The organism is Mycobacterium sp. NPDC050041 (assembly GCF_049541695.1).
In the GTDB taxonomy this organism is placed as follows: Bacteria; Actinomycetota; Actinomycetes; order Mycobacteriales; family Mycobacteriaceae; genus Mycobacterium.
In genome coordinates, this window is record NZ_JBMVDG010000002.1 from 1 (window position 1) to 24,286 (window position 24,286).

The 24,286-nt window shown below is 70.9% G+C and carries 28 protein-coding genes; 14 read left to right on the forward strand and 14 right to left on the reverse strand.

Going from position 1 to position 24,286, the window contains the following annotated elements; genetic code table 11:
• Positions 1-162: 162 nt before the first annotated feature.
• Both ACPCHZ_RS05290 and ACPCHZ_RS05295 read right to left on the reverse strand, forming a co-directional pair.
• Positions 163-786, reverse strand: a complete 624-nt coding sequence (locus ACPCHZ_RS05290; protein ID WP_364982622.1) for a superoxide dismutase — start codon at positions 784-786, stop codon at positions 163-165.
• A 126-nt stretch (positions 787-912) separates the two neighbouring features.
• Positions 913-1,071 carry a hypothetical protein gene (locus ACPCHZ_RS05295; protein WP_364982625.1) on the reverse strand — a complete coding sequence of 53 codons (159 nt, stop codon included), beginning with the start codon at positions 1,069-1,071 and terminating at the stop codon, positions 913-915.
• Between the two features lie 595 nt (positions 1,072-1,666).
• Here ACPCHZ_RS05295 and ACPCHZ_RS05300 point away from each other — a divergent pair.
• From ACPCHZ_RS05300 to ACPCHZ_RS05310, 3 genes are read left to right on the forward strand one after another with little or no spacing between them, the layout of a single operon-like run.
• Complete coding sequence (locus tag ACPCHZ_RS05300; RefSeq protein WP_423483816.1) at positions 1,667-2,008, forward strand: rhodanese-like domain-containing protein; 342 nt, start codon at positions 1,667-1,669, stop codon at positions 2,006-2,008.
• A 58-nt stretch (positions 2,009-2,066) separates the two neighbouring features.
• Positions 2,067-3,101, forward strand: coding sequence for a DUF4328 domain-containing protein (locus ACPCHZ_RS05305; RefSeq protein WP_423483817.1), 1,035 nt, complete (start codon positions 2,067-2,069; stop codon positions 3,099-3,101).
• A gap of 25 nt (positions 3,102-3,126) precedes the next feature.
• Positions 3,127-3,969, forward strand: a complete 843-nt coding sequence (locus ACPCHZ_RS05310; protein WP_423483818.1) for a glycerophosphodiester phosphodiesterase — start codon at positions 3,127-3,129, stop codon at positions 3,967-3,969.
• On the opposite strand, the gene ACPCHZ_RS05315 is transcribed toward ACPCHZ_RS05310, so the two are convergent.
• The 4 genes from ACPCHZ_RS05315 to ACPCHZ_RS05330 form a co-directional block, all read right to left on the reverse strand.
• Positions 3,970-4,515: a ferritin gene (locus ACPCHZ_RS05315; RefSeq protein ID WP_364982637.1), complete on the reverse strand. Its 546-nt coding sequence runs from the start codon at positions 4,513-4,515 to the stop codon at positions 3,970-3,972.
• A gap of 131 nt (positions 4,516-4,646) precedes the next feature.
• Positions 4,647-5,822 carry an LCP family protein gene (locus tag ACPCHZ_RS05320; RefSeq protein ID WP_423484643.1) on the reverse strand — a complete coding sequence of 392 codons (1,176 nt, stop codon included), beginning with the start codon at positions 5,820-5,822 and terminating at the stop codon, positions 4,647-4,649.
• Between the two features lie 95 nt (positions 5,823-5,917).
• Positions 5,918-6,679 (reverse strand): CPBP family intramembrane glutamic endopeptidase, encoded by a 762-nt coding sequence (locus ACPCHZ_RS05325; RefSeq protein ID WP_423483819.1) that lies wholly within the window; start codon positions 6,677-6,679, stop codon positions 5,918-5,920.
• 25 nt (positions 6,680-6,704) lie between these two features.
• Positions 6,705-7,490 (reverse strand): DUF2470 domain-containing protein, encoded by a 786-nt coding sequence (locus ACPCHZ_RS05330; RefSeq protein ID WP_423483820.1) that lies wholly within the window; start codon positions 7,488-7,490, stop codon positions 6,705-6,707.
• A 114-nt stretch (positions 7,491-7,604) separates the two neighbouring features.
• Between ACPCHZ_RS05330 and pheA the strand changes: the two genes are divergently transcribed.
• Positions 7,605-8,540: a prephenate dehydratase gene (gene pheA / locus ACPCHZ_RS05335; RefSeq protein WP_423483821.1), complete on the forward strand. Its 936-nt coding sequence runs from the start codon at positions 7,605-7,607 to the stop codon at positions 8,538-8,540.
• Positions 8,537-9,223, forward strand: a complete 687-nt coding sequence (locus ACPCHZ_RS05340) for a histidine phosphatase family protein (protein ID WP_423483822.1) — start codon at positions 8,537-8,539, stop codon at positions 9,221-9,223. Before pheA ends, ACPCHZ_RS05340 begins: the two co-directional genes overlap by 4 nt.
• An 18-nt stretch (positions 9,224-9,241) precedes the next feature.
• On the opposite strand, the gene ACPCHZ_RS05345 is transcribed toward ACPCHZ_RS05340, so the two are convergent.
• The 3 genes from ACPCHZ_RS05345 to ACPCHZ_RS05355 are packed head-to-tail and all read right to left on the reverse strand — an operon-like array spanning position 9,242 to position 11,321.
• The gene (locus ACPCHZ_RS05345) at positions 9,242-9,442 is read right to left on the reverse strand and encodes a hypothetical protein (protein ID WP_423483823.1); all 201 of its coding nucleotides are present in this window, start codon (positions 9,440-9,442) and stop codon (positions 9,242-9,244) included.
• A 48-nt stretch (positions 9,443-9,490) separates the two neighbouring features.
• On the reverse strand, positions 9,491-9,829 hold the full coding sequence (locus tag ACPCHZ_RS05350) for a metallopeptidase family protein (protein ID WP_364982659.1): 339 nt from the start codon (positions 9,827-9,829) through the stop codon (positions 9,491-9,493).
• A gap of 16 nt (positions 9,830-9,845) precedes the next feature.
• Positions 9,846-11,321, reverse strand: coding sequence for a septum formation family protein (locus ACPCHZ_RS05355; RefSeq protein ID WP_423483824.1), 1,476 nt, complete (start codon positions 11,319-11,321; stop codon positions 9,846-9,848).
• A 157-nt stretch (positions 11,322-11,478) separates the two neighbouring features.
• On the opposite strand from ACPCHZ_RS05355, the gene ACPCHZ_RS05360 reads away from it, so the two are divergent.
• The 6 genes from ACPCHZ_RS05360 to ACPCHZ_RS05385 all read left to right on the forward strand — a co-directional run bounded on the left by ACPCHZ_RS05360 (position 11,479) and on the right by ACPCHZ_RS05385 (position 16,710).
• Positions 11,479-11,826 carry an ankyrin repeat domain-containing protein gene (locus ACPCHZ_RS05360; protein WP_423484644.1) on the forward strand — a complete coding sequence of 116 codons (348 nt, stop codon included), beginning with the start codon at positions 11,479-11,481 and terminating at the stop codon, positions 11,824-11,826.
• An 11-nt stretch (positions 11,827-11,837) separates the two neighbouring features.
• Positions 11,838-13,091 carry a serine--tRNA ligase gene (serS, locus tag ACPCHZ_RS05365; protein WP_423483825.1) on the forward strand — a complete coding sequence of 418 codons (1,254 nt, stop codon included), beginning with the start codon at positions 11,838-11,840 and terminating at the stop codon, positions 13,089-13,091.
• Positions 13,088-13,894, forward strand: a complete 807-nt coding sequence (locus ACPCHZ_RS05370; RefSeq protein ID WP_423483826.1) for a DUF5718 family protein — start codon at positions 13,088-13,090, stop codon at positions 13,892-13,894. The genes serS and ACPCHZ_RS05370 overlap by 4 nt, the downstream gene beginning before the upstream one ends.
• A gap of 12 nt (positions 13,895-13,906) precedes the next feature.
• Entirely contained in the window at positions 13,907-14,914 is a 1,008-nt protein-coding gene (locus ACPCHZ_RS05375) for an MOSC domain-containing protein (protein ID WP_423483827.1), read from the forward strand.
• A 67-nt stretch (positions 14,915-14,981) separates the two neighbouring features.
• Positions 14,982-16,130 carry a zinc-dependent alcohol dehydrogenase gene (locus tag ACPCHZ_RS05380; protein ID WP_423483828.1) on the forward strand — a complete coding sequence of 383 codons (1,149 nt, stop codon included), beginning with the start codon at positions 14,982-14,984 and terminating at the stop codon, positions 16,128-16,130.
• Positions 16,131-16,143: 13 nt separating this feature from the next.
• The gene (locus tag ACPCHZ_RS05385) at positions 16,144-16,710 is read left to right on the forward strand and encodes a hypothetical protein (protein WP_423483829.1); all 567 of its coding nucleotides are present in this window, start codon (positions 16,144-16,146) and stop codon (positions 16,708-16,710) included.
• Here ACPCHZ_RS05385 and ACPCHZ_RS05390 read toward each other — a convergent pair.
• Genes ACPCHZ_RS05390 through ACPCHZ_RS05400 form a run of 3 tightly spaced genes read right to left on the reverse strand, consistent with a single transcriptional unit; the run spans position 16,700 to position 19,067 of the window.
• On the reverse strand, positions 16,700-17,164 hold the full coding sequence (locus ACPCHZ_RS05390) for a GAF domain-containing protein (protein ID WP_423483830.1): 465 nt from the start codon (positions 17,162-17,164) through the stop codon (positions 16,700-16,702). The genes ACPCHZ_RS05385 and ACPCHZ_RS05390 overlap by 11 nt on opposite strands.
• A gap of 20 nt (positions 17,165-17,184) precedes the next feature.
• Positions 17,185-17,520, reverse strand: a complete 336-nt coding sequence (locus tag ACPCHZ_RS05395) for a hypothetical protein (protein WP_364982682.1) — start codon at positions 17,518-17,520, stop codon at positions 17,185-17,187.
• Complete coding sequence (locus ACPCHZ_RS05400) at positions 17,517-19,067, reverse strand: Rieske 2Fe-2S domain-containing protein (protein WP_423483831.1); 1,551 nt, start codon at positions 19,065-19,067, stop codon at positions 17,517-17,519. Before ACPCHZ_RS05400 ends, ACPCHZ_RS05395 begins: the two co-directional genes overlap by 4 nt.
• A gap of 130 nt (positions 19,068-19,197) precedes the next feature.
• On the opposite strand from ACPCHZ_RS05400, the gene ACPCHZ_RS05405 reads away from it, so the two are divergent.
• From ACPCHZ_RS05405 to ACPCHZ_RS05415, 3 genes are read left to right on the forward strand one after another with little or no spacing between them, the layout of a single operon-like run.
• Positions 19,198-19,983: a lysophospholipid acyltransferase family protein gene (locus ACPCHZ_RS05405; protein WP_423483832.1), complete on the forward strand. Its 786-nt coding sequence runs from the start codon at positions 19,198-19,200 to the stop codon at positions 19,981-19,983.
• A 5-nt stretch (positions 19,984-19,988) separates the two neighbouring features.
• A complete protein-coding gene (locus ACPCHZ_RS05410; RefSeq protein WP_423483833.1) occupies positions 19,989-20,750 on the forward strand; it encodes a lysophospholipid acyltransferase family protein in 762 nt (253 codons plus the stop codon).
• Complete coding sequence (locus ACPCHZ_RS05415; protein ID WP_423483834.1) at positions 20,747-21,562, forward strand: HAD family hydrolase; 816 nt, start codon at positions 20,747-20,749, stop codon at positions 21,560-21,562. Before ACPCHZ_RS05410 ends, ACPCHZ_RS05415 begins: the two co-directional genes overlap by 4 nt.
• A gap of 4 nt (positions 21,563-21,566) precedes the next feature.
• Here ACPCHZ_RS05415 and ACPCHZ_RS05420 read toward each other — a convergent pair whose 3' ends face one another.
• The gene (locus ACPCHZ_RS05420) at positions 21,567-23,183 is read right to left on the reverse strand and encodes an N-acetylmuramoyl-L-alanine amidase (protein WP_423483835.1); all 1,617 of its coding nucleotides are present in this window, start codon (positions 23,181-23,183) and stop codon (positions 21,567-21,569) included.
• A gap of 128 nt (positions 23,184-23,311) precedes the next feature.
• Positions 23,312-24,199: a hypothetical protein gene (locus ACPCHZ_RS05425; RefSeq protein ID WP_423483836.1), complete on the reverse strand. Its 888-nt coding sequence runs from the start codon at positions 24,197-24,199 to the stop codon at positions 23,312-23,314.
• Positions 24,200-24,286 lie beyond the last annotated feature (87 nt).

Sequence of the window (24,286 nt, forward strand, 5' to 3'; positions counted from 1 at the left end):
CGGTACCCCGGGCCCCCGGGTGGTGCGGCCCCCCACCCCGACCGGTGTGAAACGGGCTACGTGTGGGGGGGCTAAAACGCCCCCGACACTGGGGGGGGGCGCCGCGCGAATCGCGCGGCGCCCCTTCTGTGAAGCGTGTGACGGCCGAAGCCGACCCGGCCCCTAACCGAGGATGAGCCCCTTGGCTGCACCGGTGGCGGTGGCGAACCGGTTCTGCACGTCGGCCCAGTTGACGACGTTCCAGAAGGCCTTGACGTAGTCCGCCTTGACGTTCTTGTACTGCAGGTAGTACGCGTGCTCCCACATGTCGACCTGCAGCAGCGGGATGATGCCGAGCGGCACGTTGGCCTGCTGGTCATAGAGCTGGAAGGTCAGCAGGCGCTGGCCCAGCGTGTCGTAGCCGAGCACCGCCCAACCCGAGCCCTGCAGGCCGTTGGCGGCGGCGGTGAACTGCGCCCGGAAGTTGTCGAACGAACCGAAGGCGTCGTCGATGGCCGCGCCCAATTCGCCGGTCGGCTTGTCACCGCCGTTCGGGGACAGGTTCTTCCACCAGATGGTGTGGTTGACGTGCCCGCCGAGGTGGAAGGCGAGGTTCTTCTCGTTGAGGAAGATCGCGGAGTGGTCACCGCTGGCACGGGCCTCCTCCAGCTTCGACAGCGCGTCGTTGGCGCCCTTGACGTAGGTCGCGTGATGTTTGCTGTGGTGAAGCTCGTTGATTTGTCCGGAGATGTGGGGCTCTAGGGCTCCGTAGTCGTAATCGAGTTCGGGCAGGGTGTATTCGGCCACGAGTTTCCTTCCTCTTGCTGATCGATGAAGCTCGACATCCTCGGTATCAAGGTCAACATTGCTCCATCACTGCGCGCACCGCAAGGACACGCGGCGCACCTACAGCAGTACCCGTCGGAGCCGACTTCAGAACAGGACGATCAGCGCGAGAATGCCCAGCAGCACCAGGGCGATCGCGCCGGCCCGCATGCAGGCCATCAGCTGGCTGCGGTTGTAGACGTGAGTGGACGTGTGCCATTCAGAGGGCGGCATGGCCGAACCCGAGCCCATCGGATGCGATGCCATCAAACGCTCCTGACCAGCACAATCAATGTCCGCCCCCAGGTGAGATCAATCACAGAAACCTCGTGTGACGCTGATCATAGCCCTTTGCGGGCCGACAGAAAAATCGGACCCGCAAACCCGCCGTAGGCCGCGTCGGCGGCGTTGCGATCATCCTGAGGCGATGTCGGCCGCGGCCCCTCCGCCGCCGGTGGCAAGGGCCCTGACGCCGGCAGGCCCGCCGGTGCACTCCGGCGCCCGACGGCGCCCGCGCGACCGTCGGCGAACGGCCGTCGCAACCTTCCGGGCAGGCCCACGACGCTGCCGCCGCCGCGCGAGCGGCAGGGTGCCGGAGCACGCGCGGCGGATGCCCTCGACGGCTGCGACCGGCGGCGCGGGTGATTAGCTCGGCATGTTGATCACCGGCCCGTCGGACCCCGCAGGTTATCCACAGCGACACGCAGCCCCGACACAGATTCAGCGGCTCACGAGGCGTTGCGGCAGCTGGTCACCCTGTGGATAGACCTGTGGAAACTGTGGATAGCCCCGAGATAGCTGCCGTCGCGGGCTGCGGCGTCGTTGGATGCGGCAGCCGGCCGGCCGTGCCAGCATGGGGGACATGGACGACGTGGAGGTCGCACAGGTCGGCGTCGCGCAGCTGCCCGACGCCTTCGACGACTCGGTGATCCTGCTCGACGTACGCGAGGACGACGAGTGGCAGCGGGGGCACGCCGCCGACGCGCGGCACATCCCGATGGGTGACGTCCCGTCCCGGCTCGCCGACATCGACACCGGAGCCCAGGTGTACGTGGTGTGCCATGCGGGCGGGCGGTCCCAGCGGGTGGCGCAGTACCTGGTCCGCAACGGCTACCAGGCGGCCAACGTCAGCGGAGGAATGCTGGCGTGGGCGGGTGCCGGCCGTCCCGTCGTCACCGACGCCGGCGGCGTGGGCAGCGTCTGACCAGCAGGTGCCCGACCGACTGCGCTACGACCACCACCGCCATCGCTAGGCTGATCGGATGATCCAGGTGTGTTCCCGCTGCGGGACGCGGTGGAACGTGCGCGACCGGCAGCGGCAGTGGTGCCCGCGCTGCCAGGGCGCGCTGCTCGCGCCGTCGGGTCCCGCGCCGGTCTCGGAGTGGAGCGCGCCGCCCGGGGAAGGCGCATCGCGATCCGCCGGCCAGAGCCCCTCGCCGAAGATTCCCCCGGGCTACCGCTGGATCGCCGTGCGGCCCGGCGCGCCGCCGTCGAGACGCCGCAGGCGCGGCGCACTCGGACCCACGCCCCGTTACAGCACCATCCCGCCGTGGGGGCTGGTGGATTACTTCCCTCCGGACGATCAGCAGATCGAGCGCACCCGTCCCGGGCCTTCCCTGCGCGCGGTGCGTCGCCTGCTCACCGCCACGACGATCGCGTTCGGGATCGCCGCGTTCCTGCTGCTCCTGCGCTACGTCCTGCTGCTGGTCAACCGCAGCATGCTGCTCGCCCCATGGCTCGCCGACGGCGTGACCTGGCTCGGCGTCGTGGCGGCCGTCGTCGCGTTCTTCCTGCTGCTCGCCCTCGCGATCGTGCTGTCCAACTGGCTGATCGCCCGGCGGGCGGCGGCCTTCGCCCACCGCGGCCAGACGGATCCCCGGCCGGCGTGGACGCTGCGCTGGGGATGCCTGCTGCCCTTCGTCAACCTGGTCTGGGCGCCGGTGTTCGTCTACGAGCTGGCCCGGATCGAGAGCCGGGTCAGCCTGATGCGCCGGCTCCTCCTGGTGTGGACGATCCTGTGGACGCTGTGCACGATCCTGGCCGTCTTCGCGTTCGCGACGAGTTTTCCCGACACGCCGCAGGGCGTCGCCGACAACACGGTCACCACGACGATCGCCTACCTGCTGTCGGTGGCGGTTCTGCTCCTGACGAGGCGGATCTACCTGGGCTTCGAGCGCACCCCGGTGGAGCGGGCGGCCCGTCGCTGGGTGCTGGTCCCCGACGACCGGGCGGAGCCGGCGGGTGCCCGGCAGGAGCACGAGCGGGTACCCGAATCCGCCGTTGCGGTTGAGACCTGAGGGCAGCACCCGGCAGCATGGCCCTATGGATTCGGGTGATGCCGGAACCGCCGGGGCGGCGGAGTCCGGTCCGGCGCTCAGCGGACACCCGTTCGTGGTGGCCCACCGCGGTGCGTCCGCCGACCGCCCGGAGCACACCCGGGCGGCCTACGAGCTGGCCCTGAAGGAGGGCGCCGACGGCGTCGAGTGCGACGTGCGGCTGACCCGCGACGGCCACCTGGTGTGCGTGCACGACCGCCGGGTGGACCGTACGTCGACGGGCAGCGGTCTGGTCAGCGAGATGACGCTGGCGCAACTGCGCGAACTCGACTACGGGTCCTGGCACGCCGGCGGCGCCATCGGTGACACGGGGCTGCTCACGCTCGACGACCTCGTCGGCCTGGTGCTCGACTGGCACCGGCCGGTCAAGCTGTTCATCGAGACCAAGCACCCGGTGCGCTACGGCGCGCTGGTCGAGAGCAAGGTGCTGGCGCTGCTGCACCGCTACGGCATCGCCGCACCGGCGTCGGCGGATCTGTCACGCGCGGTGGTGATGTCGTTCTCGGCCGCGGCGGTGTGGCGCATCAGGCGGGCGGCGCCGCTGCTGCCGACCGTGCTGCTCGGGGAGACGTCGCGCTATCTGGGCGGCAGTGCGGCCACTACCGTCGGCGCCACGGCGGTGGGCCCGTCGATCGCGACGCTGCGCGAACACCCGGAGCTGGTGGACCGTGCCGCGGCGCAGGGCCGCGCGCTCTACTGCTGGACCGTCGACCATTACGAGGACGTGCAGTACTGCCGTGACGTCGGGGTCGCGTGGGTGGCGACGAACCACCCCGGCCGGACCAAGGACTGGCTGCAGAACGGTCTGACCGGGGCGGAACGCGACTGATTACAGGTTGCCGCCGGCGGCGCGGGGCGCGGTCGGGTCGGCGGCGGGCACGCTGATCTCGCGGGCCACGAAGTCCTCGAGGTGGAACAGGTCGGTGCCGGCCCGGTCGGCGATGCGCACCAGGGTGGTCATGGTCGCGACCTCTTCGACCTGCTCCTTGAGGAACCACTGCATGAACTGCTCGCCGAGGTAGTCGCCCTCGTCGCGGGCGACGCTCGCGAGCCGGGAGATCTGCTCGGTGACGGCGCGCTCCTGGTCGAGCGCCAGCTTGAGCGCGTCACGCGGGGTGTCGAAGCGGTTGCACACCGCGTCGACACCCGGGATCGCCACGTCCACGTCGCGGTCGAGCAGGTACTGCACCAGCATCATGGCGTGGTTGCGCTCCTCGACGGCCTGGCCGTAGAAGTGCTTCGCCAGCTGCGGCAGGTCGGCGCCGTCGAAATGCACCGCGATCGCGATGTATTGCTGGGCGGCGGTGAACTCGCTGCGCACCTGGTCCGTCAAGAGCTCGTGGAACTTGGTGTCGAGTGCGCTGTCAGTGCTCATGAGAGCGAGGATATAGCAGGTCAGAGGGGGTTGTCAGCAAAGGTCTGCCTTATTGAGGCGAGGTTTCCCTAAGTGCTGTGAGCCCGCTCACGCGCATGTGACACCGTTTGCTGAGGGTCGCCTAACCGAACTCACGGCTGCGCGTCGATGGTGTCGGCGGGGATCGCAGAATCCGTGGCGAGCGCGTCGAACAGCCGGCTCGCTGCATCGCTGTCCCACACCACGACGGCGCCGGAGTCGCTGCCGGTGAACTCGCCGATCGGCACGGTCGTCGTCGTGACGTCGCCGCGCAGCGCCCACGCCAGCCGGGCGAGGTCCCACACGTGTGCGCCCTCGTCGACCGCCAGCGCGCCACCAGCGGCGTGCACCAGGGGATACCAGCGCAGCGGGTTGAGCAGTACTGCGGGGCTGGCGGCGCGGTGCAGCAGTGCCGACATGAAGGCCCGCTGATTGGTCATCCGGTCGAGGTCGGCACGCGGGGTGGCGCGGGTGCGCACGTAGCCCAGCGCGCTGCGGCCGTCGAGTTCCTGACAGCCGGCGGGCAGGCTGATCCCGGCCAGCGGATCGTCGATCGGCTCGGGCGGGCACATGGTCACGCCGCCGACCGCGTCGACGGCCTCGGCGAAGCCGTCGAAGCCGATCTCCGCGTAGTGGTCGAGACGCAGCCCGGTCGCCTGTTCGACCGTCTGTGCCAGCAGCGGCGCGCCACCGATCGAGAAGGCGGCGTTGATCTTGTCCTCGCCGTAGTCGGGGATCGGCACGTAGGAGTCGCGCGGGATGGACACCATCGTCGTCGGCGCACCCGAGAACAGGCCGGGGACGTGGACGAGCAGGATGGTGTCGGTGCGGCCGGCGCCGATGTCGCCGCCCGTCGCCAGTTCGGCCTGCTGTTCGGGGGAGAGATTCTGGCGGCTGTCCGAGCCGACGAGCAGCCAGGTGGTGCCGCGCCCGGCGGCTGGCCGGTCGGGGTAGTCCGCCAGCGCCGGGATCCGGTGCAGCGAGGTGTCGATCCACACCGCGGCGCCCACCAGGACGAGCACCGTGACCAGCAGCAGTGAGGCGATGATCCGGCCCCAGCGTCGGCGCCGTCGGGGCTTGGCCACCGGCGCGGGCGGCCGCGGGGGCGGTGTGGCCGGCCTGCCTGCGGGCTCGGGGACCCGTGGCGGAGGGGGTGGCCGCCGTCCGGCGTCCGGCGGGCCGGGCCGGCGTCCGGGCGGTGCGGGCGGTGGCGGCAGCCGGCGCGGGGGAGTGGGCGGACTGGGCGGCCACACCGGTGGGGGCCGGTGCGCCGGGTTGCGGCGGATCATCTCCGGCGGCTCCCGTGGCGGCTGCCGTGGTGTCGGCCGGTTGTCGTCCACAGCAGAAATGTACGTGCCCCGGGTGCCCGTACCCCGGCGACGGGCTACGCGAGCCAGCCGAGTCGGTCGGCCAGCAGGGCGTAGCCGACGAAGGCGACCGCGTCGATCAGCGCGTGCGCGAGGACCAACGGCCACAGCCTGCCGGTCCGCTGGTAGACGTAGCCGAACACCAGGCCCATCGCCACGTTGCCCAGCCCCGCGCCGAATCCCTGGTACAGGTGGTACGCGCCGCGCAGCAGGCTGCTGATCACCACTGCGGCCACCGGACTGAGCTTCAGCTGGCGAAACCGGGTGAGCAGGAAGGCCACCACGATGATCTCCTCGGCCCAGGCGTTGGCGAACGACACCGCGAGCAGCACCGGGATCCGCCACCAGGTGTCGTAGAGCTCCGCGGGTTCGACGTCGGCGTTCGCGCCGAGCACGCGGGCCACCTGGTACAGCGCCAGGCCCGGCAGCCCGATCAGCGCCGCCAGCCCGAGCCCCCCCAGCACGTCGCTCCGGCGGGGTCGGCCGAGGCCGATGCGTGCCGGGCCGAACCCGCTGCGCCACAACAGGTACAGCCCGAGGGCGCCCCAGGCCAGCAGCTGGAACACGCGGGTCAGGTTGAATCCGAGGTCGATCAGGTCGAACGGCGAACGCTTCGGATTGAGCGCGATCACCTGGCCGGACAGGCCCTGCAGCACCGATTCGATCAGGCTCAGGGACGCGGTGTAGGCGCTCAGGCCGAAGGTGACCGCCAGCACGACGGCGATCTCGATGCTCAGCCCGCGCCGCTGCGGCACCTGCGGGTCGGCGGGCTCGGTCACCGCCACAGGCTAGTGCGGCGTGGGGTCAGACGCGGCGCGCGCGCAGGCCGTTGAGGAACGGGCAGCCCATCAGGACCCGGATGGCCTGGCTCAACCCGGTGACGTCGTCGACGGGTTTGGCGAACGGCAGCCGCACGTCGTGGTCGCCGTCCTCGTTCTCGACACGCAGTTGGACGCCGTAGCGGTCCAGGCCGAGCGGGCGCACGCGGCCCCGGCGCAGCGCGGTGGGCAGCCGGGTGGCCAGCCGCTCCACCACGTCGCGGTGCGCGGAGTCCATGTGCTGCAGCCAGCACGACTCCATCTCGCAGAACGGGTCGGGCCGCGCCTCGAGCAGGGTGTTCAGGCCGACGGCCTCGGCGCCGGTGGAGTCGGCGACCACCACCGACTCGATCTCCAGCCGCATCAGCGCATAACGGGTGTCGCCACCGCTGTTCTCGCCCGAGTTGACTTGGAGCAGAGCCGGATTCGGGTCGGACGTCGCGATGAGGTCGAGCATCGGCGCAACGTGCACGGCGGCCACCTCCCGCAGCCGGCCGCGGATCCAGACCAGCGACCGCACCGGCTCGCGCAGCGGCAGCGGGGCGTAGTCGGTCATCTCGAGAACCGCCTGGACTCCCGCGGTGCCCGAGCCGACGACCATGCCCGCGACCATGCCGTCGACCGGGACGGTCAACGCGAACGAGCCGTCCTCGAGGAGGTGGTGGATCGGCGTGGCGACGGGTTCGACACCCTCCACGGCCAGCATCGCGCCGCCGCCGCGCGCACATGCGCTGCGGATCCGCTCGGCTGTCGTCGGTGCCGCATTCGTCATCGCTCGCCCTCCCGGTAGATAAGGTGAGCCTAACTTAACTAACGCCATGCGTAGGGCGCAAGACCTTCCCTCCAGCGGAACGGCGTTACCACGGCCACCCGATAGGGTTGAGACGTGCCGAGCATCGCCTATCTGGGGCCCCAGGGAACCTTCACAGAGGCGGCGTTGCTGCAGTTGACCGCCTCGGACGCGATCCCCCTCGCAGGTGCCGTCACCCCGCTGCCGGTCGAGAGCACATCCGCGAGCCTGGAGTGTGTCCGCGCGGGCACCGCCGACTACGCGTGCGTCCCGATCGAGAACTCGATCGAGGGCTCGGTGCTGCCGACGCTGGACAGTCTGGCCGTCGGCGCCCCGCTGCAGATCTTCGCCGAGACCGTCCTCGAGGTGTCGTTCACCATCGCGGTGCGGCCCGACCACACCGGTGACGTCACGACCGTCGCCGCCTTCCCGGTGGCCGCCGCGCAGGTCCGGCGGTGGCTGGCCGACAATCTGCCGGGCGCACAGGTGGTGCCCGCCCAGTCGAACGCCGCCGCGGCGCACGACGTGGCCGACGGCCGGGCCGATGCCGCGGTCAGCACCGTGCTGGCCGCCGAACGTCTCGGGCTGCGGGTGCTCGCCTCCGGCGTCGTCGACGAGGCCAGCGCCCGCACCCGGTTCCTGCTCGCCGGCCGGCCGGCGCCGCCGCCCGCCCGCACCGGCGCCGACCGCACCTCGGTGGTGCTGCGGCTGGCCAACGAGCCCGGCGCGCTGGTCACCGCGATGACCGAGCTGTCCGTCCGCGACATCGACCTGACCCGCATCGAGTCCCGGCCCACCAGAACGGGACTGGGCACCTACATGTTCTTCCTCGACTTCGTCGGCCACATCGACGACGACGCCGTCGCCGAGGCACTCAGAGCGCTGCACCTGCGTTGTGCAGATGTGCGCTATCTCGGATCCTGGCCGACGGGCGTGGCCGTCGGTGCGCCGCCGCCCCAGCTCGACGACGCATCGCGCTGGCTGGCCGCGCTGCGCGACGGCACACTTGGTGATGCGGAGGTGAACGAATGAGCGGACGGCTGGTACTGGTCCGGCACGGGCAGTCGCTGTCGAACGTGGAACGGCGGCTGGACACCCGCCCGCCCGGCCGCGAGCTGACCGAGCTGGGTCGCGAACAGGCCAGGGAGTTCGCCCGCGGGCTCGCGCAGCCGCCGGCGATGGTCGCCCACTCGGTCGCGGTGCGGGCGGTGCAGACGGCCGCAGAGATCGCCGCGCACGCCGGGCTGCCCGCCCACGAGTTCGACGGCCTGCACGAGGTCCAGGTCGGCGCGCTCGAGGACCGCAACGACGACGACGCGGTCGCCGAGTTCGAATCGATCTACCAGCGCTGGCACCAGGGTGACCTCGACGCCGTGATGCCCGGCGGCGAATCCGGCAACGAGGTCCTCGACCGCTATGTCCCCGTCCTCACCCAGCTGAGGTTGCGCCACCTCGACGACGACGCCTGGCGCGGCGACATCGTGGTGGTCAGCCACGGCGCGGCCATCCGGTTGGTCGCGGGGGTGCTGGCGGGCGTCGACGGCGGCTTCGCGCTCGACCACCACCTGGCCAACACCGAGGCCGTGGTGCTGGCGCCCGTCACCGACGGCCGCTGGAGCTGCGTGCAGTGGGGCACGCTGACCCCGCCGTTCTATCCCGAGACCGACGTGCACCCCGTGCAGGACGCGCTGGAGTCCGCCGACCCGATGGGCTGACCCGCGCGGCGGTGGGCGTCAGCCGACGCGGACGACGGACCCGCCTGCGGCCTGGCCGCATTCGCAGCCGATCGCCTCGCAGTCGATCTTGAACGTGTGCAGCACCTCGGGCGTCTCGCAGCCGTCCTCGGTGCACTCCATACGGAACCGGACGTGGTGGACCACCGTGCCATGGCAGTGCTCCAGCCCGGCCCGGCACTCCCGGCACTGGAAACTCATGGCCCGTTCATAGCACCGCGGGGCGACATCACACGGTTGCCGCGCCAATTACCCCCACCCCAACTCGTGCAGGCGCTCCTCGTCGATGCCGAAGTGATGGGCGATCTCGTGGATCACGGTGATCGCCACCTCGTCGACCACCTGCTCCTCGGAGTCGCAGACGTCCAGCAGCGCACCGCGGTAGATCGTGATCGTGTCCGGCAGCGAGCCGGCGTACCAGGAGTCCCGCTCGGTCAGCGCGATGCCCTCGTAGAGGCCGAGCAGGCCGGGCTCCTCGTCGTGGCGGTCGGCCACCAGCACCACGACGTTGTCGATGGCAGCCGCGAGGTCGGCGGGAATCAGGTCGAGTGCATCCGAGACCAGCTCGTCGAACCGCTGTGGGCTCATCCGGACGCCCACCCGGTTACGGCACCGGGGGAGGCGGCGGCCCTGGTGCCGGCGCGGGCGGCGGCGGTGGCACCGGTTCGGGCGCGGGCGGCGGCGGCGGGGCGGCCGCGGGCGGCGGCACTGCCTCGGGCGGAGGCGGCGCACCGGGCGGCGGCGGTGCCGGTGCCGGCGGCGCGCCGTTGAGGAACGTGTTGCCGCCCCCGGGCGGGGCATCCGCGGGCGGCGGATCGCCCGGGGCCGGCGGGGTGGCCTGCTGCGGGCCGTGCTGGGTGCCCTGGGACTCGCTGCCCGAGTCGCTGGACCCACTGGAGCTGGAGTCGTCGGTGCTCGACGAGGACGAGTCCGACGACGAGCTGGACGAGTCCGACGACGAGTCCGACGACGAGTCCGACGAGGTGTCGACGGCGTCGGGGAACGGGATCGGCGGCAGGTTGAGCCGCTCCTCCGGGATGTCGGGCGGCGGCACCGGCGGCTGACCGTTGATCTGCAGCGGGCCCTTCGCGCTGTTCAGCAGCGTCGACCAGCCGCCGTTGCCCAGCGTCGCGCCGATGCTGCACGACACCTGATGGCTGCCCGCAGACCAGCTGGGCAGCGAGATCGTGCTGTAGATGAGGGTCAGCGTGGTGTTGCGCAACTGGATGGGCGCCAGGTAGGCGTCGGTCATCCGGGTGCAGGCGTCCTTGATGAACGTGTCCTGCTCCGGTTCCGCGGGCAGGCCGGCGGGCCACTTCTCGGCCAGGTTCACCGAGCCGGTGACCTCCATGGCGTGCGGCGCCGCGCAGTCGACCGGGATGTCGGTGGGCTGATTGGTCGACGGGTCGATGCCGAGGCAGGTGCCTGCAGGCCAGACCTTGGACTGGTCGATCTCGGCGACCTTGCCCTGGAACGCCAGCTGTTGGTTGTTCGGGCCGGGCAGCTGCAGCCCGCACAGCATCCGGCGCTCGCCGTTCTGACGCCACGCCTTGTCGCCGGACCACAGCATGCTCACGGTGAAGCGGCTGTTGGGGTCGAACCGCTGCCCGAGGTAGCGACGGACGGCCGGCTGGCACTGCTCCTGACTGATCTGCTGGATGCGGGCGGTCGACGGGGGCGGGGCCTCCGGGCCGTACTCGCTGCCCGGGAACGTGCGCATGTCGACCGACTCGGCCACCTCGAAGCGGTGCTCGTCCTTGCAGTCGACGATCTCCGCCGCGTCCGGGGTGCGGTCCGGCCAGTTCAGGCAGGCGCCGTCCTTCGCTTGGTTGAACGTGTCGTTGCCGCGCGGTCCCAGGCTGATGGCGCTGGCGTTCAGGCCCATGCCGTTGGCGCCCTCGCTGCGCGGCAGCGCGGTGATCAGGCCGGCGATCAGCAGCCCTCCCAGCGCCGTCAGCAGCAGAGCGCGACGGGTCGAGGCGGCCTGCAGACTGTGCCACCATGCCACCCGCTGTGCGGGCGCATCGGGCCCGTCGGCGCGCGGGTCGTGGTGCTCTGGTGCCTCCAACATCCGCTCCATTGTGACAGGCGTGTCAGGTGCTGTGACAAGTGATGCAGTTGTAACGTTATGGGGTTGTGTTGGGAGCCCGGTCCGGCGCGCTACGTTGACCGGTGTGCCGGCACCCGACGAGGACATCGACCCGGCGCTGAGCGAGCTCGCCGGCCGCCTCTTCGACATGGCCCGCCGCGGCGACGCCGACACGCTCGCCGCCTACGTCGACGCCGGGGTGCCCGCCGATCTCACCAACGGCAAGGGCGACACCCTGCTGATGCTGGCGGCCTACCACGGCCACCCTCGGACGGTGCGGGTGCTCGTCGCCCGCGGCGCCGACGTGGACCGGCCCAACGACCGCGGACAGACCCCGCTGGCCGGGGCGGTGTTCAAGGGCGAGGACGCGATCGTGGCATTGCTGCTCGACGCGGGCGCCGACCCCGAGGCGGGCGCACCGAGCGCGGCGGACACCGCGCGGGTCTTCGGACAGACCGGCTACCTCCAGATGTTCGCGGCCACCGGCCGAAAGTAGGGTTGACGTCCGTGATCGACCTCAAGGTGCTGCGCGAGAACCCGGACCTCGTACGAGCCTCGCAGCGCGCGCGTGGCGAGGACCCCGACCTGGTCGACGCGCTGCTGCGCGCGGACACCGCCCGCCGCGCAGCGGTGTCGGCGGCCGACAACCTGCGCGCCGAGCAGAAGTCGGCGAGCAAGCAGGTCGGCAAGGCGTCGCCGGAGGAGCGGCCGGCGCTGCTCGACCACGCCAGGGCGCTGGCCGACAGGGTCAAGGCCGCCGAGGCGCAGCAGGCCGAGGCAGACGCCGCCTTCACGGCCGCGCACATGGGCATCTCCAACGTCATCGTCGACGGCGTGCCCACAGGCGGCGAGGACGACTTCACGGTCCTCGAGACCGTCGGCGAGCCGCCGCGCCTGGACGACCCGAAGGACCACCTCGAACTCGGCGAGGCGCTCGGCCTGATCGACATGGAACGCGGCGCCAAGGTGTCCGGTTCCCGGTTCTACTTCCTCACCGGCGCAGGGGCACTGCTGCAACTCGGGCTGATGCAGCTCGCCGTCCGGCTGGCCACCGACAACGGTTTCACCCTCGTCATCCCGCCGGTGCTGGTGCGCCCCGAGGTGATGGCGGGCACCGGCTTCCTGGGCGCCCACGCCGACGAGGTCTACCACCTCGAGGCCGACGACATGTACCTCGTCGGCACGTCCGAGGTGCCGCTGGCCGGCTACCACGCCGACGAGATCCTCGACCTGTCCGCCGGGCCGCGCCGCTACGCCGGCTGGTCGTCCTGCTTCCGCCGCGAGGCGGGCAGCTACGGCAAGGACACCCGCGGCATCATCCGGGTGCACCAGTTCGACAAGGTCGAGGGCTTCGTCTACTGCCGTCCCGACGAGGCCGAGGCCGAGCACGAGCGGCTGCTGGGCTGGCAGCGCCGGATGCTCGAGCTGATCGGCGTGCCGTACCGGGTGATCGACATCGCCGCGGGCGACCTGGGCTCGTCGGCGGCCCGCAAGTTCGACTGCGAGGCGTGGGTGCCCACCCAGCAGACCTACCGCGAGCTCACCTCCACGTCGAACTGCACCACTTTCCAGGCGCGCAGGCTGGCGATCCGCTACCGCGACGACAGCGGCAGGCCGCAGATCGCGGCGACCCTCAACGGCACCCTGGCCACCACGCGGTGGCTGGTGGCCATACTGGAGAACCACCAACAACCCGACGGCAGCGTCCGCGTCCCCGAGGCGCTGGTGCCGTTCGTCGGCAGGGAGGTACTGGAACCGTGATCGAACTCGAACTCGACGAACTACGTTCCTGGTTCGGCTTCGGCGTGGCGGGAAACTTCGCCGGTCACCTCGAACAGGCCGGTGAGGCAAGCGATTTCGTGAACGTCACCTCCGAAGGTGGTGCGCCGAAGGGGATCTTCCCGTGGTACGCGCCCGGCCATGATGGATTCCTCGGCGAGTTCCCGCTGTCGCACGACTCGATCGTGCTGCCCGCCAGCGACACTCCGCTCAACCTGCAGATCGAACCCGAGGTCGGCCTGGCCTGCCGGGTGAACTGGAGCGGCGACACCGTCGCGAGCCTGGAGCCGTTCGCGCTCGGCGCGTTCAACGACTGCTCGATCCGCCGTCCCGGCGCGCCGAAGATCAGCCACAAGAAGAACTGGGGCCCGGCGTCCAAGGGTGTCGCCGCGCAGTTCTTCGACATCAGCGACCTGACGCCGGACGGTCCGACCGCGACGCTGCGGCTGGTCTGCTACCTGCGTGACGGCAGCGGCCAGGAGCACGAGTACGGCCTGGACAGCCCGCTGCTCGGCTACTCCTACTACGGCGAGGTGCTGCTGGACTGGGTGGTCGAGCGGCTGGCCAACCAGAAGGGTTCGGCCGAAACGCCGTTGGAGGACGTCGGAGCGTTGATGGCGGCGTCGGGTCACCCCGGGCACGTCCTGATCGGCATCGGCGCGACGCGCTACACAGAACTCGGCGAGTCGACGTTCCTGCAGGCCGGCGACCAGGCCATCGTCCGGGTCTACGACACCGAGTCCGACGCGGTGTCCGAACTCCGCCAGACCGTCTCGTCCCGCTAACCGGAGGCCGCCGTGACCGCGACGCCGATGACCACGACCACGGTGACCGAGCTGTGGCGCTTCCCGGTCAAGTCGATGGGCGGTGGCCGGGTGGACCACGTCCGGGTGGACGCCCGCGGCGTGCACGCCGACCGGTTGTGGGCGGTGCGCGACCTCGATAAGGCCATCACCGCGACGGCCCGGCGGATCCCCGCGCTGCTGGGCTGCTCGGCCCGTTACGCCGACGAGCCGGGACCCGACGCCGGGCCGGGCAACGCGCCGCCCGTGGTGATCACGCTGCCCGACGGCTCCGAGCACACCAGCGACGACCCGCGGATTCACGCGCTGCTCTCCGAGGTCGCCGGGCGGCCGGTGCGCCTCACGGCGCTGCCTCCTGCCGATGACACCAGCGCCCACCGGCTCTCGGTCCAGCAGAGCCGGGCCAACTTCGCCGCCGCGGAGGTCCGCCGCGACTTCGGCCTCGCCGAGTCCGACCCGCTGCCCGACACCTCGGTGTTCACCACCCGCCAGGTGCTCACCCTGGCGCGCTTCTCGACCCCGCCGGGCACCTTCGTCGACCTCAGCCCCGTCCACCTGCTCAGCACCAACAGCCTGGCGGCGCTGTCGGCCGACGGCGGGCCCTACGACGTGCGCCGGTTCCGGCCGAACATCCTGGTCACCGTCGAAGGTGCAGGCAGCGAGTTCCCCGAGGCCGAATGGACCGGCGCGACACTGCAGGTCGGCTCGTCGGCGCTGCACGTCACCATCCCGACCATCCGCTGCGCGGTGCCCACCCGGCCGCAGCCCGGGGTGGACACCGACCGGGCACTGGGCCGCAGACTCTCCGATCGCACCAACCGGTTCCTCGGGGTGTACGTCGACGTCGCCACCCCGGGAACCGTGCGGATCGGGGACGTGGTGTCGGTACACCGGCCCACGCCGCCGGGAACACTGCAGCGCGCCGCGGCCGCAGCGGGCCGCACCGCCAAGCGCAGGATGCAGCAGGTGCTCGAGGCAACGGTGCTGCGCGGGCAGAACTGACCCGCCGCGGGTTTCACCGCCACGGTGCCGGGTACCGCGACGGGACCCGACACGAGGAGTTCTGCGAATGCGAGCGATGGTCTACCGCGGCCCGTACAAGGTGCGGGTGGAGGAGAAGGACATTCCGACGATCGAGCATCCCAACGATGCGATCGTCAAGGTGCAGCTCGCCGCCATCTGTGGCTCTGATCTGCACCTCTACCACGGCATGATGCCCGACACCCGGGTCGGCATGACGTTCGGCCACGAGTTCATCGGCGTCGTGCACGACGTCGGCCCGTCGGTGCAGAACCTGCAACCCGGCGACCGGGTGATGGTGCCGTTCAACATCTACTGCGGGTCGTGCTTCTTCTGCGCCCGCGGCCTGTACTCGAACTGCCACAACGTCAACCCCAACGCCACCGCCGTCGGCGGCATCTACGGCTACTCGCACACCTGCGGCGGCTATGACGGCGGCCAGGCCGAGTTCGTCCGGGTGCCGTTCGCCGACGTCGGCCCGACGGTGATCCCGGACTGGATGTCCGACGAGGACGCGCTGATGTGCACCGACGCGCTGGCCACCGGGTACTTCGGCGCCCAGCTCGGCGACATCGTCGAGGGCGACGTGGTCGCGGTGTTCGGTGCCGGGCCGGTCGGCCTGTACGCCGCCGCGTCGGCGTGGCTGATGGGCGCGGGCCGGGTGATCGTGATCGACCATCTGGAGTACCGGCTGGAGAAGGCCCGCACCTTCGCCCACGCCGAGACCCGCAATTTCGCCGAGTACGACGACATCGTCGTCGAGATGAAGAAGGCCACCGGCTACCTCGGCGCGGACGTGGTGATCGACGCGGTGGGCGCCGAGGCGGACGGCAACCTGATGCAGCACGTCGCCGCCGCGAAGCTGAAACTGCAGGGCGGCTCGCCGATCGCGCTGAACTGGGCCATCGACTCCGTGCGCAAGGGTGGGACGGTGTCGGTGATGGGCGCCTACGGGCCCATCTTCAGCGCGGTCAAGTTCGGCGACGCGATGAACAAGGGCCTGACGCTGCGGATGAACCAGTGCCCGGTCAAGCGCCAGTGGCCGCGTCTGTTCTCGCACATCCAGAACGGTTACCTCAAGCCCACTGAGCTGATCACACATCGAATTCCGTTGGAGCACATCGCCGAGGGTTACCACGTGTTCTCCGCCAAACTCGACGGCTGCATCAAGCCGGTCGTCGTGCCGAACGCCGCGTGAGCAGGAGCCAGCCATGACCTACACCGCCGATCACCCGCCCGTTCCGTCCTCGGAGGAACTGCGGGCCCGCATCCCCGGCTGGGGCGCCGACCTCGACCCGAAGGACCGGCCTTCGGTGCCGAAGCTCCGCTTCGAGGAGACCGGTGCGCACTGGGACTTCCCGGACCGCCAACTGGAGCTGCAACCCCGCGAACGGTCGATCGAGCACCAGTTCCTCACCCCGGTGTTCGGCACGTCCACCCCGCCGCGAGGCCTGTCGGGCGCGATCCGCCGCTACGCCTACCGCAGGTTCAGCGAGGGCCGCGCCGCGCACTGGCTGCTGCTGATCCTCGGCGATCGGGTGGACGCGATCGAGAGCCACGCACTGGCACTGGCGAAGGGCCATCCGGACAATCCGATCACCGAGTCCGGCATCAAGACCGAATTCACGTACAACGGCCTCGCGGCGCGCACCGGCACCCGGCGGGTCGACCGTAACCACGCGTGGATGGATCCGCTGCTCGTCGCCGGACCGTGGGTGGTCACCGGGGTCCTCGGCACCCGCGCGATCAGTCGGGTGGCGCGGCGGGTCAGGCGCTAGCGCCGAACCGGTCCCAGATCCGTTGGGTCTGCGCGCCGACGCTTCCGTCGTTGGTGCGCTGGAAGTTCCGGCCGCCCCGCCCGAACGTGGCGAGAACGGCGGGCGGCGCCGTGGATTCGGTGACGGGTGTGTCGAGCCACGAGCAGGCCCGGACGTGCACGAGGTCGACGGCGGCCGCGTCGGCGTCGCTGTCGTAGAAGTAGGAGCCGGTGATTCGGCCCAGCCAGAACAGGCCGTCCCCGTCGCGGGTCCACACGAACGAGCCTTCCTCGACGGCGGCGAACCGTTCGATGCGGCGCGCCAGCCGCTCGTCGTGCTGCTCGGCGGCGAGCGTCACCGCCGCCTCCAGATCGTCGGGTGCGGGTGTCAGCACACCGCCGAACCCGCAGCGGGACAACGAGAACGCCCGGTCGAGGGCGTCCTGCGGGTCGACGTCGTCGCGCCGGGACCGCATCGGCGCGCGGTACACCGCAGTCAGCGCTGCCCCAGCAGATCGTCGAGGATCGCGACCAGCGACTCGGGGTGTTCGGGGGTGAACGCGGGACGCCACCGGTTGTCCTCGACGTCGAGGGTGACCAGGGTGCTCTTCAGCGGCCTGCGGATGTCGAGCGGCAACCACAGCCGCAGATCCGAACTCCCCCACAGCCGGCAGCGCTGCAGCAGGTCCAGCGGACGCGCCTGGTAGCCGCGGATCGACCGCAGCGGGATGACCTTCGACGTGCCCGACGGGAAGTGGTAGCGGCGCAACGTGATCGCGTACTGGTCGAGCTGGATCAGCCCGTCGTCGTAGTGCTGCTGCGGTGCACTCACAGCGGACGGCTCCGCAGCTCGTGGCCCTTGGTGGTCAGGCACCGGCCGGTCTCGAGATTCCACTGCCAGCCGTGCAGGTTGCAGGTCAGCGTCTTGCCTTCCACCACGCCGAACTTCGACAGGTCGGCCTTCAGGTGCGGGCAGCGGCGCTGGAATTCGTAGCCGTCCATGGTGATCGACGCGGAGTCGTCGTGCGCCTCGGCGAACCACCCGTCGGCGTAGGCCACCCGCTCGTCGGTCAGGCACTTGAAGAACGTGTAGAGGTATTCGTTGTACCCGCCGACGCGCCACGCGGCGAACCGGGTGGACAGGAAGATGGTGTTCACCCAGTCCGGTTCGGCGTCCCGTAGCACGGTGCGCACCAGTTCCGGCGCGATCTCGAAACCATACCGGAACTTCTCGTCCGGGATCGGTTCGCGGACAACTCGTTTCGGGAAGTCGATCACCACGGTTTCACGGCCCATGCGCAGTTCCACCGGATAGCCGATGCCGTCGCAGATCTGGTCGCTCTGCAGCATGATCGGCTCGAAGCGGGCCCGTAGTGGCTCGAGCAGCGGCTCACCCTCGGCGGGCGCCCAGCGCGCCTTCTCGGCGGCCAGCACGGGCGCCATCCGCTCGGCGTAGGCCGCGATGTAGTCGGCCTTGCCGGTGGTGAAGATGGCCTCCACCTCGTCCGCGGGCAGCGGATGTGTGAGCGAATTCAGTTGTGAGCCGGTCAGATCCGCCGTCGAGCCGGGCATCATCAGCAGGCCGCGGTCGTGGCCGTGCCTGCGCATCTGGTCCAGGAACACCATCTGGTCGGGGAAGATGTTCGCCGGATCGCCGTGGTCGTCGTTGAGATGACGCAGCTCGGGGTCCAAAAAGCACGGCGGTCCCGCCGACGGCACCACCCACGTCGCGCCGACCTGGGCGATGTACTGCCGGCAGCGGTCCATCTGGCGCTGCCGCTTCTGGATGCCGAACGCCTCCTTGGCCCTGGCCGGCATGTCGTAGACCATCGGGTACCAGATGGCGCCGGAGAACTGCAGCATGTGCACGTCCACCTGGCCGAAGTCGGCGGCCAGTACGTCGAGGTCCACCGGCCGGGCGTCGTTCATGTTGAAGGCCACGGTCTCGCCGTCGTCGACCACCAGGCCCGAGTCGCCGATGGGCCCGTCGGCGGGCGCCCTCAGCGCGATGATCATCACGCCCAGATCGCCCTTGGGTCCGCTGATGTCGTGGCGCACCGAATCGGTGGTCTCGAAGAACCGGTGGAAGCCCAGTTCCTCGAGTTCGCGGCGCAGGTCGGGCACCGGGTAGTCGGGCAGCAACACCGTGGCGTCCTTGTTGACGTACGTGCGCAGCGTGTCCGGGTCGAAGTGGTCTTTGTGCAGGTGGGACACGTAGAGGTAGTCCACGTCGCCCAGCGCCGCCCAGTCCAGGCCGCTGTTGTCGGGGAACGGGAACCAGGAACCGAAATAGGCGGGGTTGACCCAGGGGTCGCACAGGATGCTGCCGGCGCGTGTGTCGATCCGGAAGCCGGCATGTCCGACGCTGGTGACCTGCACTGATGCCCTTTCTCGGGTGCGCTGTTCGGTACCGAGCTTAACGGGAGTGAGGCGCTGCGCCTGCCACGGCCGGGGCCTGGGGGACCGGCGCGCCGGGTCGGGCAGGAGGGCGCGCACTACGCTGGCAACCGTGGAACCGGTATACGGAACTGTCATCCAGCTGGCCCGCCTGGCCTGGCGGCTTCAGGGGCTGAAGTTCACCGTCACCGGGGTGGAGAACCTGCCCACCACGGGCGGCGCGGTGGTGGCCATCAACCACACCAGCTATTTCGACTTCACCTTCGCCGGCCTGCCCGCGTACCGGCAGAAGCAGGGCCGCAAGGTGCGGTTCATGGCCAAGCGTGAGGTGTTCGATCACAAGATCACCGGCCCGATCATGCGCAGCCTGCGCCACATCGAGGTGGACCGCGACAGCGGTGCGGCGTCGTTCGACGCGGCGTGCGCGGCGCTGAAGGGCGGCGAGCTGGTGGGCGTCTACCCCGAGGCGACGATCAGCCGCAGCTTCGAGATCAAGCAGTTCAAATCGGGTGCCGCAAGGATGGCGATCGCTGCGGGCGTGCCGATCGTGCCGCACATCGTGTGGGGCGCCCAGCGGATCTGGACCAAAGGCCATCCGAAGAACCTGTACCGGCCGAAGGTGCCGATCACGGTGGCGGTCGGGGAGCCGATCGAGCCGACGCTGCCTGCGCACGAGCTGACCGCGCTGCTGCATTCGCGGATGCAGCACCTGCTGGAGCGGGTCCAGGAGTCCTACGGCCCGCACCCGCCCGGCGAGTTCTGGGTGCCGCACCGGCTCGGCGGCGGTGCGCCGTCGCTGGCGGAGGCCAATCAGATGGACGCCGACGAGGCCGCCGAGAAGGCCGCCGCGCGGGCCCGACGGGCCGAGGAGCCGGGACCCGCCGGAGCGCCGGGGTAGCCCTCATGGAACCGGTGTATCGGACGTTGGAGCTCGCGGCTGCGGCGGCCGTGCGCGCCACCGGTGCCCGGATCGGCTTTCACGGCGTGCAGAACATCCCGGCGACCGGTGGCGCCGTGGTGGCGATCAACCACACGGGCTACGCGGACTGGCTGCCTGCGGGGCTGGCCGCCCGGCTGCGCAGGCGGCGGCTGCGGTTCATGATCAAGGCCGAGATGCAGGACGTCAGGGTGGTCGGCTTCCTGATCAAGCGGACCGGGACCATCCCGGTGGACCGGCGGGCCGGGGCGGGCGCGTACGCGGTGGCGGTGCAGCGGCTGCGCGAGGGTGAGTTGGTGGCCGTCTATCCGGAGGCCACCATCAGCCGCAGCTTCGAGCTCAAGGGCTTCAAGACCGGCGCAGCCCGGATGGCGCTGGAGGCGCAGGTGCCGATCGTGCCGATGATCATCTGGGGCGCCCATCGGCTGTGGACGAAGGATCATCCGAAGGCGATGGCCCGCAACAAGATCCCGATCGAGGTGTGCGTCGGCGCACAGATCCCGCCCGAGGGTGACGCCAGCACGCTGGAAGCGGCCATGCGGGAGTCGATGACGGCGCTGCTGGACCGGGTGCAGACCGAGTACCCGCACCCCGAGGGCGCATACTGGGTGCCTCGCCGGCTGGGTGGCACGGCGCCGACCCCCGAGGAAGCGGCGCGCCTCGACGAGGCCGAACTCGCCGAGCGTGCCCGCAGGCGTGCCGAACGCGACGCCAGGAGCCGTAGATGACGCTGCCCGCATTGATCGCCACCGATGTGGACGGCACGCTGCTCGACGACGACGAGAAGGTGTCCGCGCGCACCCGCGCCGCCGTGCACGCCGCCGTCGCCGCCGGCGCCGTGTTCGTGCTGGCCACCGGTCGCCCGCCGCGGTGGATCCACCCCGTCGTCGACGGGCTGGGGCTGGCGCCGATGGCGGTGTGCGCGAACGGCGCCGTCATCTACGACCCGTCGACCGACCGGATCGTGTCGGCCCGGACGCTGTCCGCCGACGTGCTGGGTGAGCTGGCCGAGATCGCGGCGAGGGTGATCCCCGGCGCCGGCCTGGCCGTGGAGCGGGTGGGCCGCTCCGCCCATGACGCCGCGACGCCGCAGTTCGTCAGCTCGCCCGGCTACGAGCACGCGTGGCTCAATCCGGACAACACCGAGGTGTCGGTGGAGGACCTGCTCAGCGCGCCCGCAGTGAAGCTGCTGATCCGCAAGGCCGGTGCCCGCAGCGCCGACATGGTCGCGGCCCTGGCCCCGCACATCGGCCTGCAGGGCGACCTCACGTATTCCACCAACAACGGCCTGGTCGAGGTGGTGCCGCTGGGCATCAGCAAGGCCACCGGCATCGAGGAACTGGCCCGCCCGCTCGGTCTGGTCGCCGGTGACGTGGTGACGTTCGGTGACATGCCCAACGACGTGCCGATGCTGCGGTGGGCCGGCCTCGGGGTGGCGATGGGCAACGCGCACCCGGAGGTGATCGCGGCGGCCGACGAGGTCACCGCACCCAACGTCGACGACGGGGTGGCCCGGGTGCTCGAACGCTGGTGGCTCTGAGCCCCTACGGGTCGATCGCGCGCGGCGCGGTGAAGCGTTCCAGCTGGACGGGCGGATGGTCGGCCGACGGCGGCGGCAGCTCGAGCGGCACCCCGTCGATCACCCGGGTGATGGTGAACTTCTCCCGGTCGAAGTTGAGCGTGCCGTGTTGGAAGTTCTGCACGATCCACTGCGGTTCGGGGATCTCGGCGCTGGTGGGCAGGCCGAGCGCGCCGCGCTCGAAACCCAGTGCGCCCCAGGCGTCGTAGATCGCGCCCTTGACCGGGTTGGCTCCGGTGGACGGTGACCAGTACACCGCGCCGTGCTGGAACCGGACGTAGCGGGCGTCCCCCGCACCCGCGGCTTCCGGTGTGGTCGGTGCGCCGAGCGGGCCCGCCGTGCCGCCCGTCTGGTCCCAGCGGGCGAAGATCGCCCCGCCGCGCAGCGATTCGGCGAGGTCCTGGGGCCCGGGGGGCCGGTCGAACCGGGCGGCGATGTCGCGCAGCTGGTTCATCGCCGCGTATGCCGCGTTGCCGGGGCACTCGGTGTTCCCGACGTCGCGGTGGGTGAAGATCGCGGGCAGCCTGGGGGCGGCGCCGCGCGGGAAGTGCGTGAACGAGCCGCCCGCGGAGGTCAGTACGACGCTGCCGAGCGGGTCGACGCGGTCGAGGCCGAGCCGCCAGCCGAGCAGCCGGCCGGTGGTGCGCAGCTGGATCGGCGTGGGAGGTACCGCTTCGAAGTTCCCCATCATCGCCACGCCCCAGGTGTCGACGTTGAACCCGCCGGTGTGGGAGCCCTCGACGGGCCGGTCGATGCCGCCCGCCCGTCCCTCGAACACTTGCCCGTACTTGTCGACCATGGCGTTGTAGGCGACGTCGCACCAGCCCAGCGTGCGGGTGTGGTACGCGTAGATCGACCGCACGATGCCGGCGGAGTCCTGTGGGGCGTAGTCGTTGCTGCCTGCCGTGTGGTGCACCACGCCTGCGCGCACCCGGCTGTCGTAGCGGGGTCCGCCGCACCGCATCGACTCGTCGGCGCCCCACTGGCCGCGGGAGATGACGTTGGGCGGTACGCCGGGTGCGGTGACGGCGCCGGGCAGCGGGACCAGGTCCACCGGCGCCTGTGGCGGGCTGATCAGCACCGCGTTGATGTTCTGGGCGAATGGCTGCTCGGTCGCTGCCGGGAGGTAGCCGAGATCGGCGTGCGGCGCGCCCTGCGGGACGGCGCTCGGGGGAGCGTCGGGCGGGCGGGTGACGGCGATCTGCACGGTGGTGGTGCGGCCGACGAACACCGGTTCGGTTCCGCGGATGCCTGCCGACTCCTCGCCGACGCCGCCGAGCGTTTCGGCCTCGTACCAGGGACCCCATGACCCGTCGGACTTCTTGGCCCGGACCCGCGCCGATGTGCCGGTCAGGTCGTCGGCGGTCAGGGCGACCAGAGAGAAGGGGGTGTCCTGGCGGATTTCGCGGATCGTCTCACCGCCGCCGAGGCCGGTCAGCGGCTGTTCGGCCAGCGTGGGCGCCTCGATGCCGGGCGCGTCGTCGCGGTCACCGGGCACGCCGTCGACCGCCAGCGGGAGCAGCAGCACGGTCGCCGCGACCGCGGTGAAGAGGATCGTCGGCGCAGGGCGGCGTGACAGCACGGACTGATGTTACGTATGAGTCAGCTGTTACCACTGTTTCGACACGTTCGAACATCTGACGAAATTTGCGGGCCCCTGCGACGGCACCGCAGAGCGCGAGCGTCTGCGGTGCCGTTCGGGGCCAGGTCTTATGCGGGTGGCGCGGGCGGCGCCGGAGCGGGAACCGGCGGCGGCACCGCTCCCTTCATCGCCGACGTGATCGCCGGCATCAACATGCCCTTGAGCAGATCGATCGCCTGTCCGGCGCCGAGCTGGTTCGCCGCGCTCGACAGGTCGCCAATCAGTCCGGTGCTTCCGGTGCTTCCGGTGCTGACCGGGCTGGCGGCGGCCAGTGACGGATCACCCAGGATCGGGTAACTGCCGAGTGCGGGATCGGCGATCGGTGCCGAGATCGGAATCTCACCCGGCACGCCGAGTCCCGGAGTGCTTGAGATCGGGGTGAGCGCGGGATCGAGGCCGGGGGTGGTCAGGCCGGGCAGCCCGCCGGGCGCGGCGGCCGCGGGGCTGGTCAGCGCCGGATTCGTGAGTCCGGGGCTGGTGAGTGCGGGATTGGTCAGCCCCGCATCGGCCAGGCCGGGCGCGGTGGCGGTCACCGGCGGCACGCTCAGGCCGGGCGTGGACAGCCCCGGCGTGGTCAGTGCGGGCGTGGTCAGGCCCGGTGCCCCCGGCGCGGTCAGGCCCGGTGCGGTGAGCCCCGGCGTGGTCAGGCCCGGTGCCGCCAACCCCGGAGAGGTCAGCGACGGCGAGGCCAGCGACGGGCTCGGGGTCGAACCGGTCAGCACGCCCGTGGGCGCAGGCGGCAGGTTGATGCCGAACTGCGACAGGCCCTGGGAGAGGGCGCCGATCAGCTCGCCCGGCAGGTCGGTGACCATCGCGGCCTGGACGAATTCACGGTGCTGGGGTGCGTTCCGGTCGGACAGGTCGGAAACGGCGATCACTGCGGCTGGACTTGCGACGGCCAGGGCGGCGAACGCGCTCATGGCTGTCGAGAGCTTGCGTCGACGTCTGTTCGGCACGAAAGTCTCCTCAATACATGGACTACATAAGGTCAGTGCTCGTGCGGTACCGGCGGGTGCCCGGCCGATGCGGGTGTCCGGCTCCCG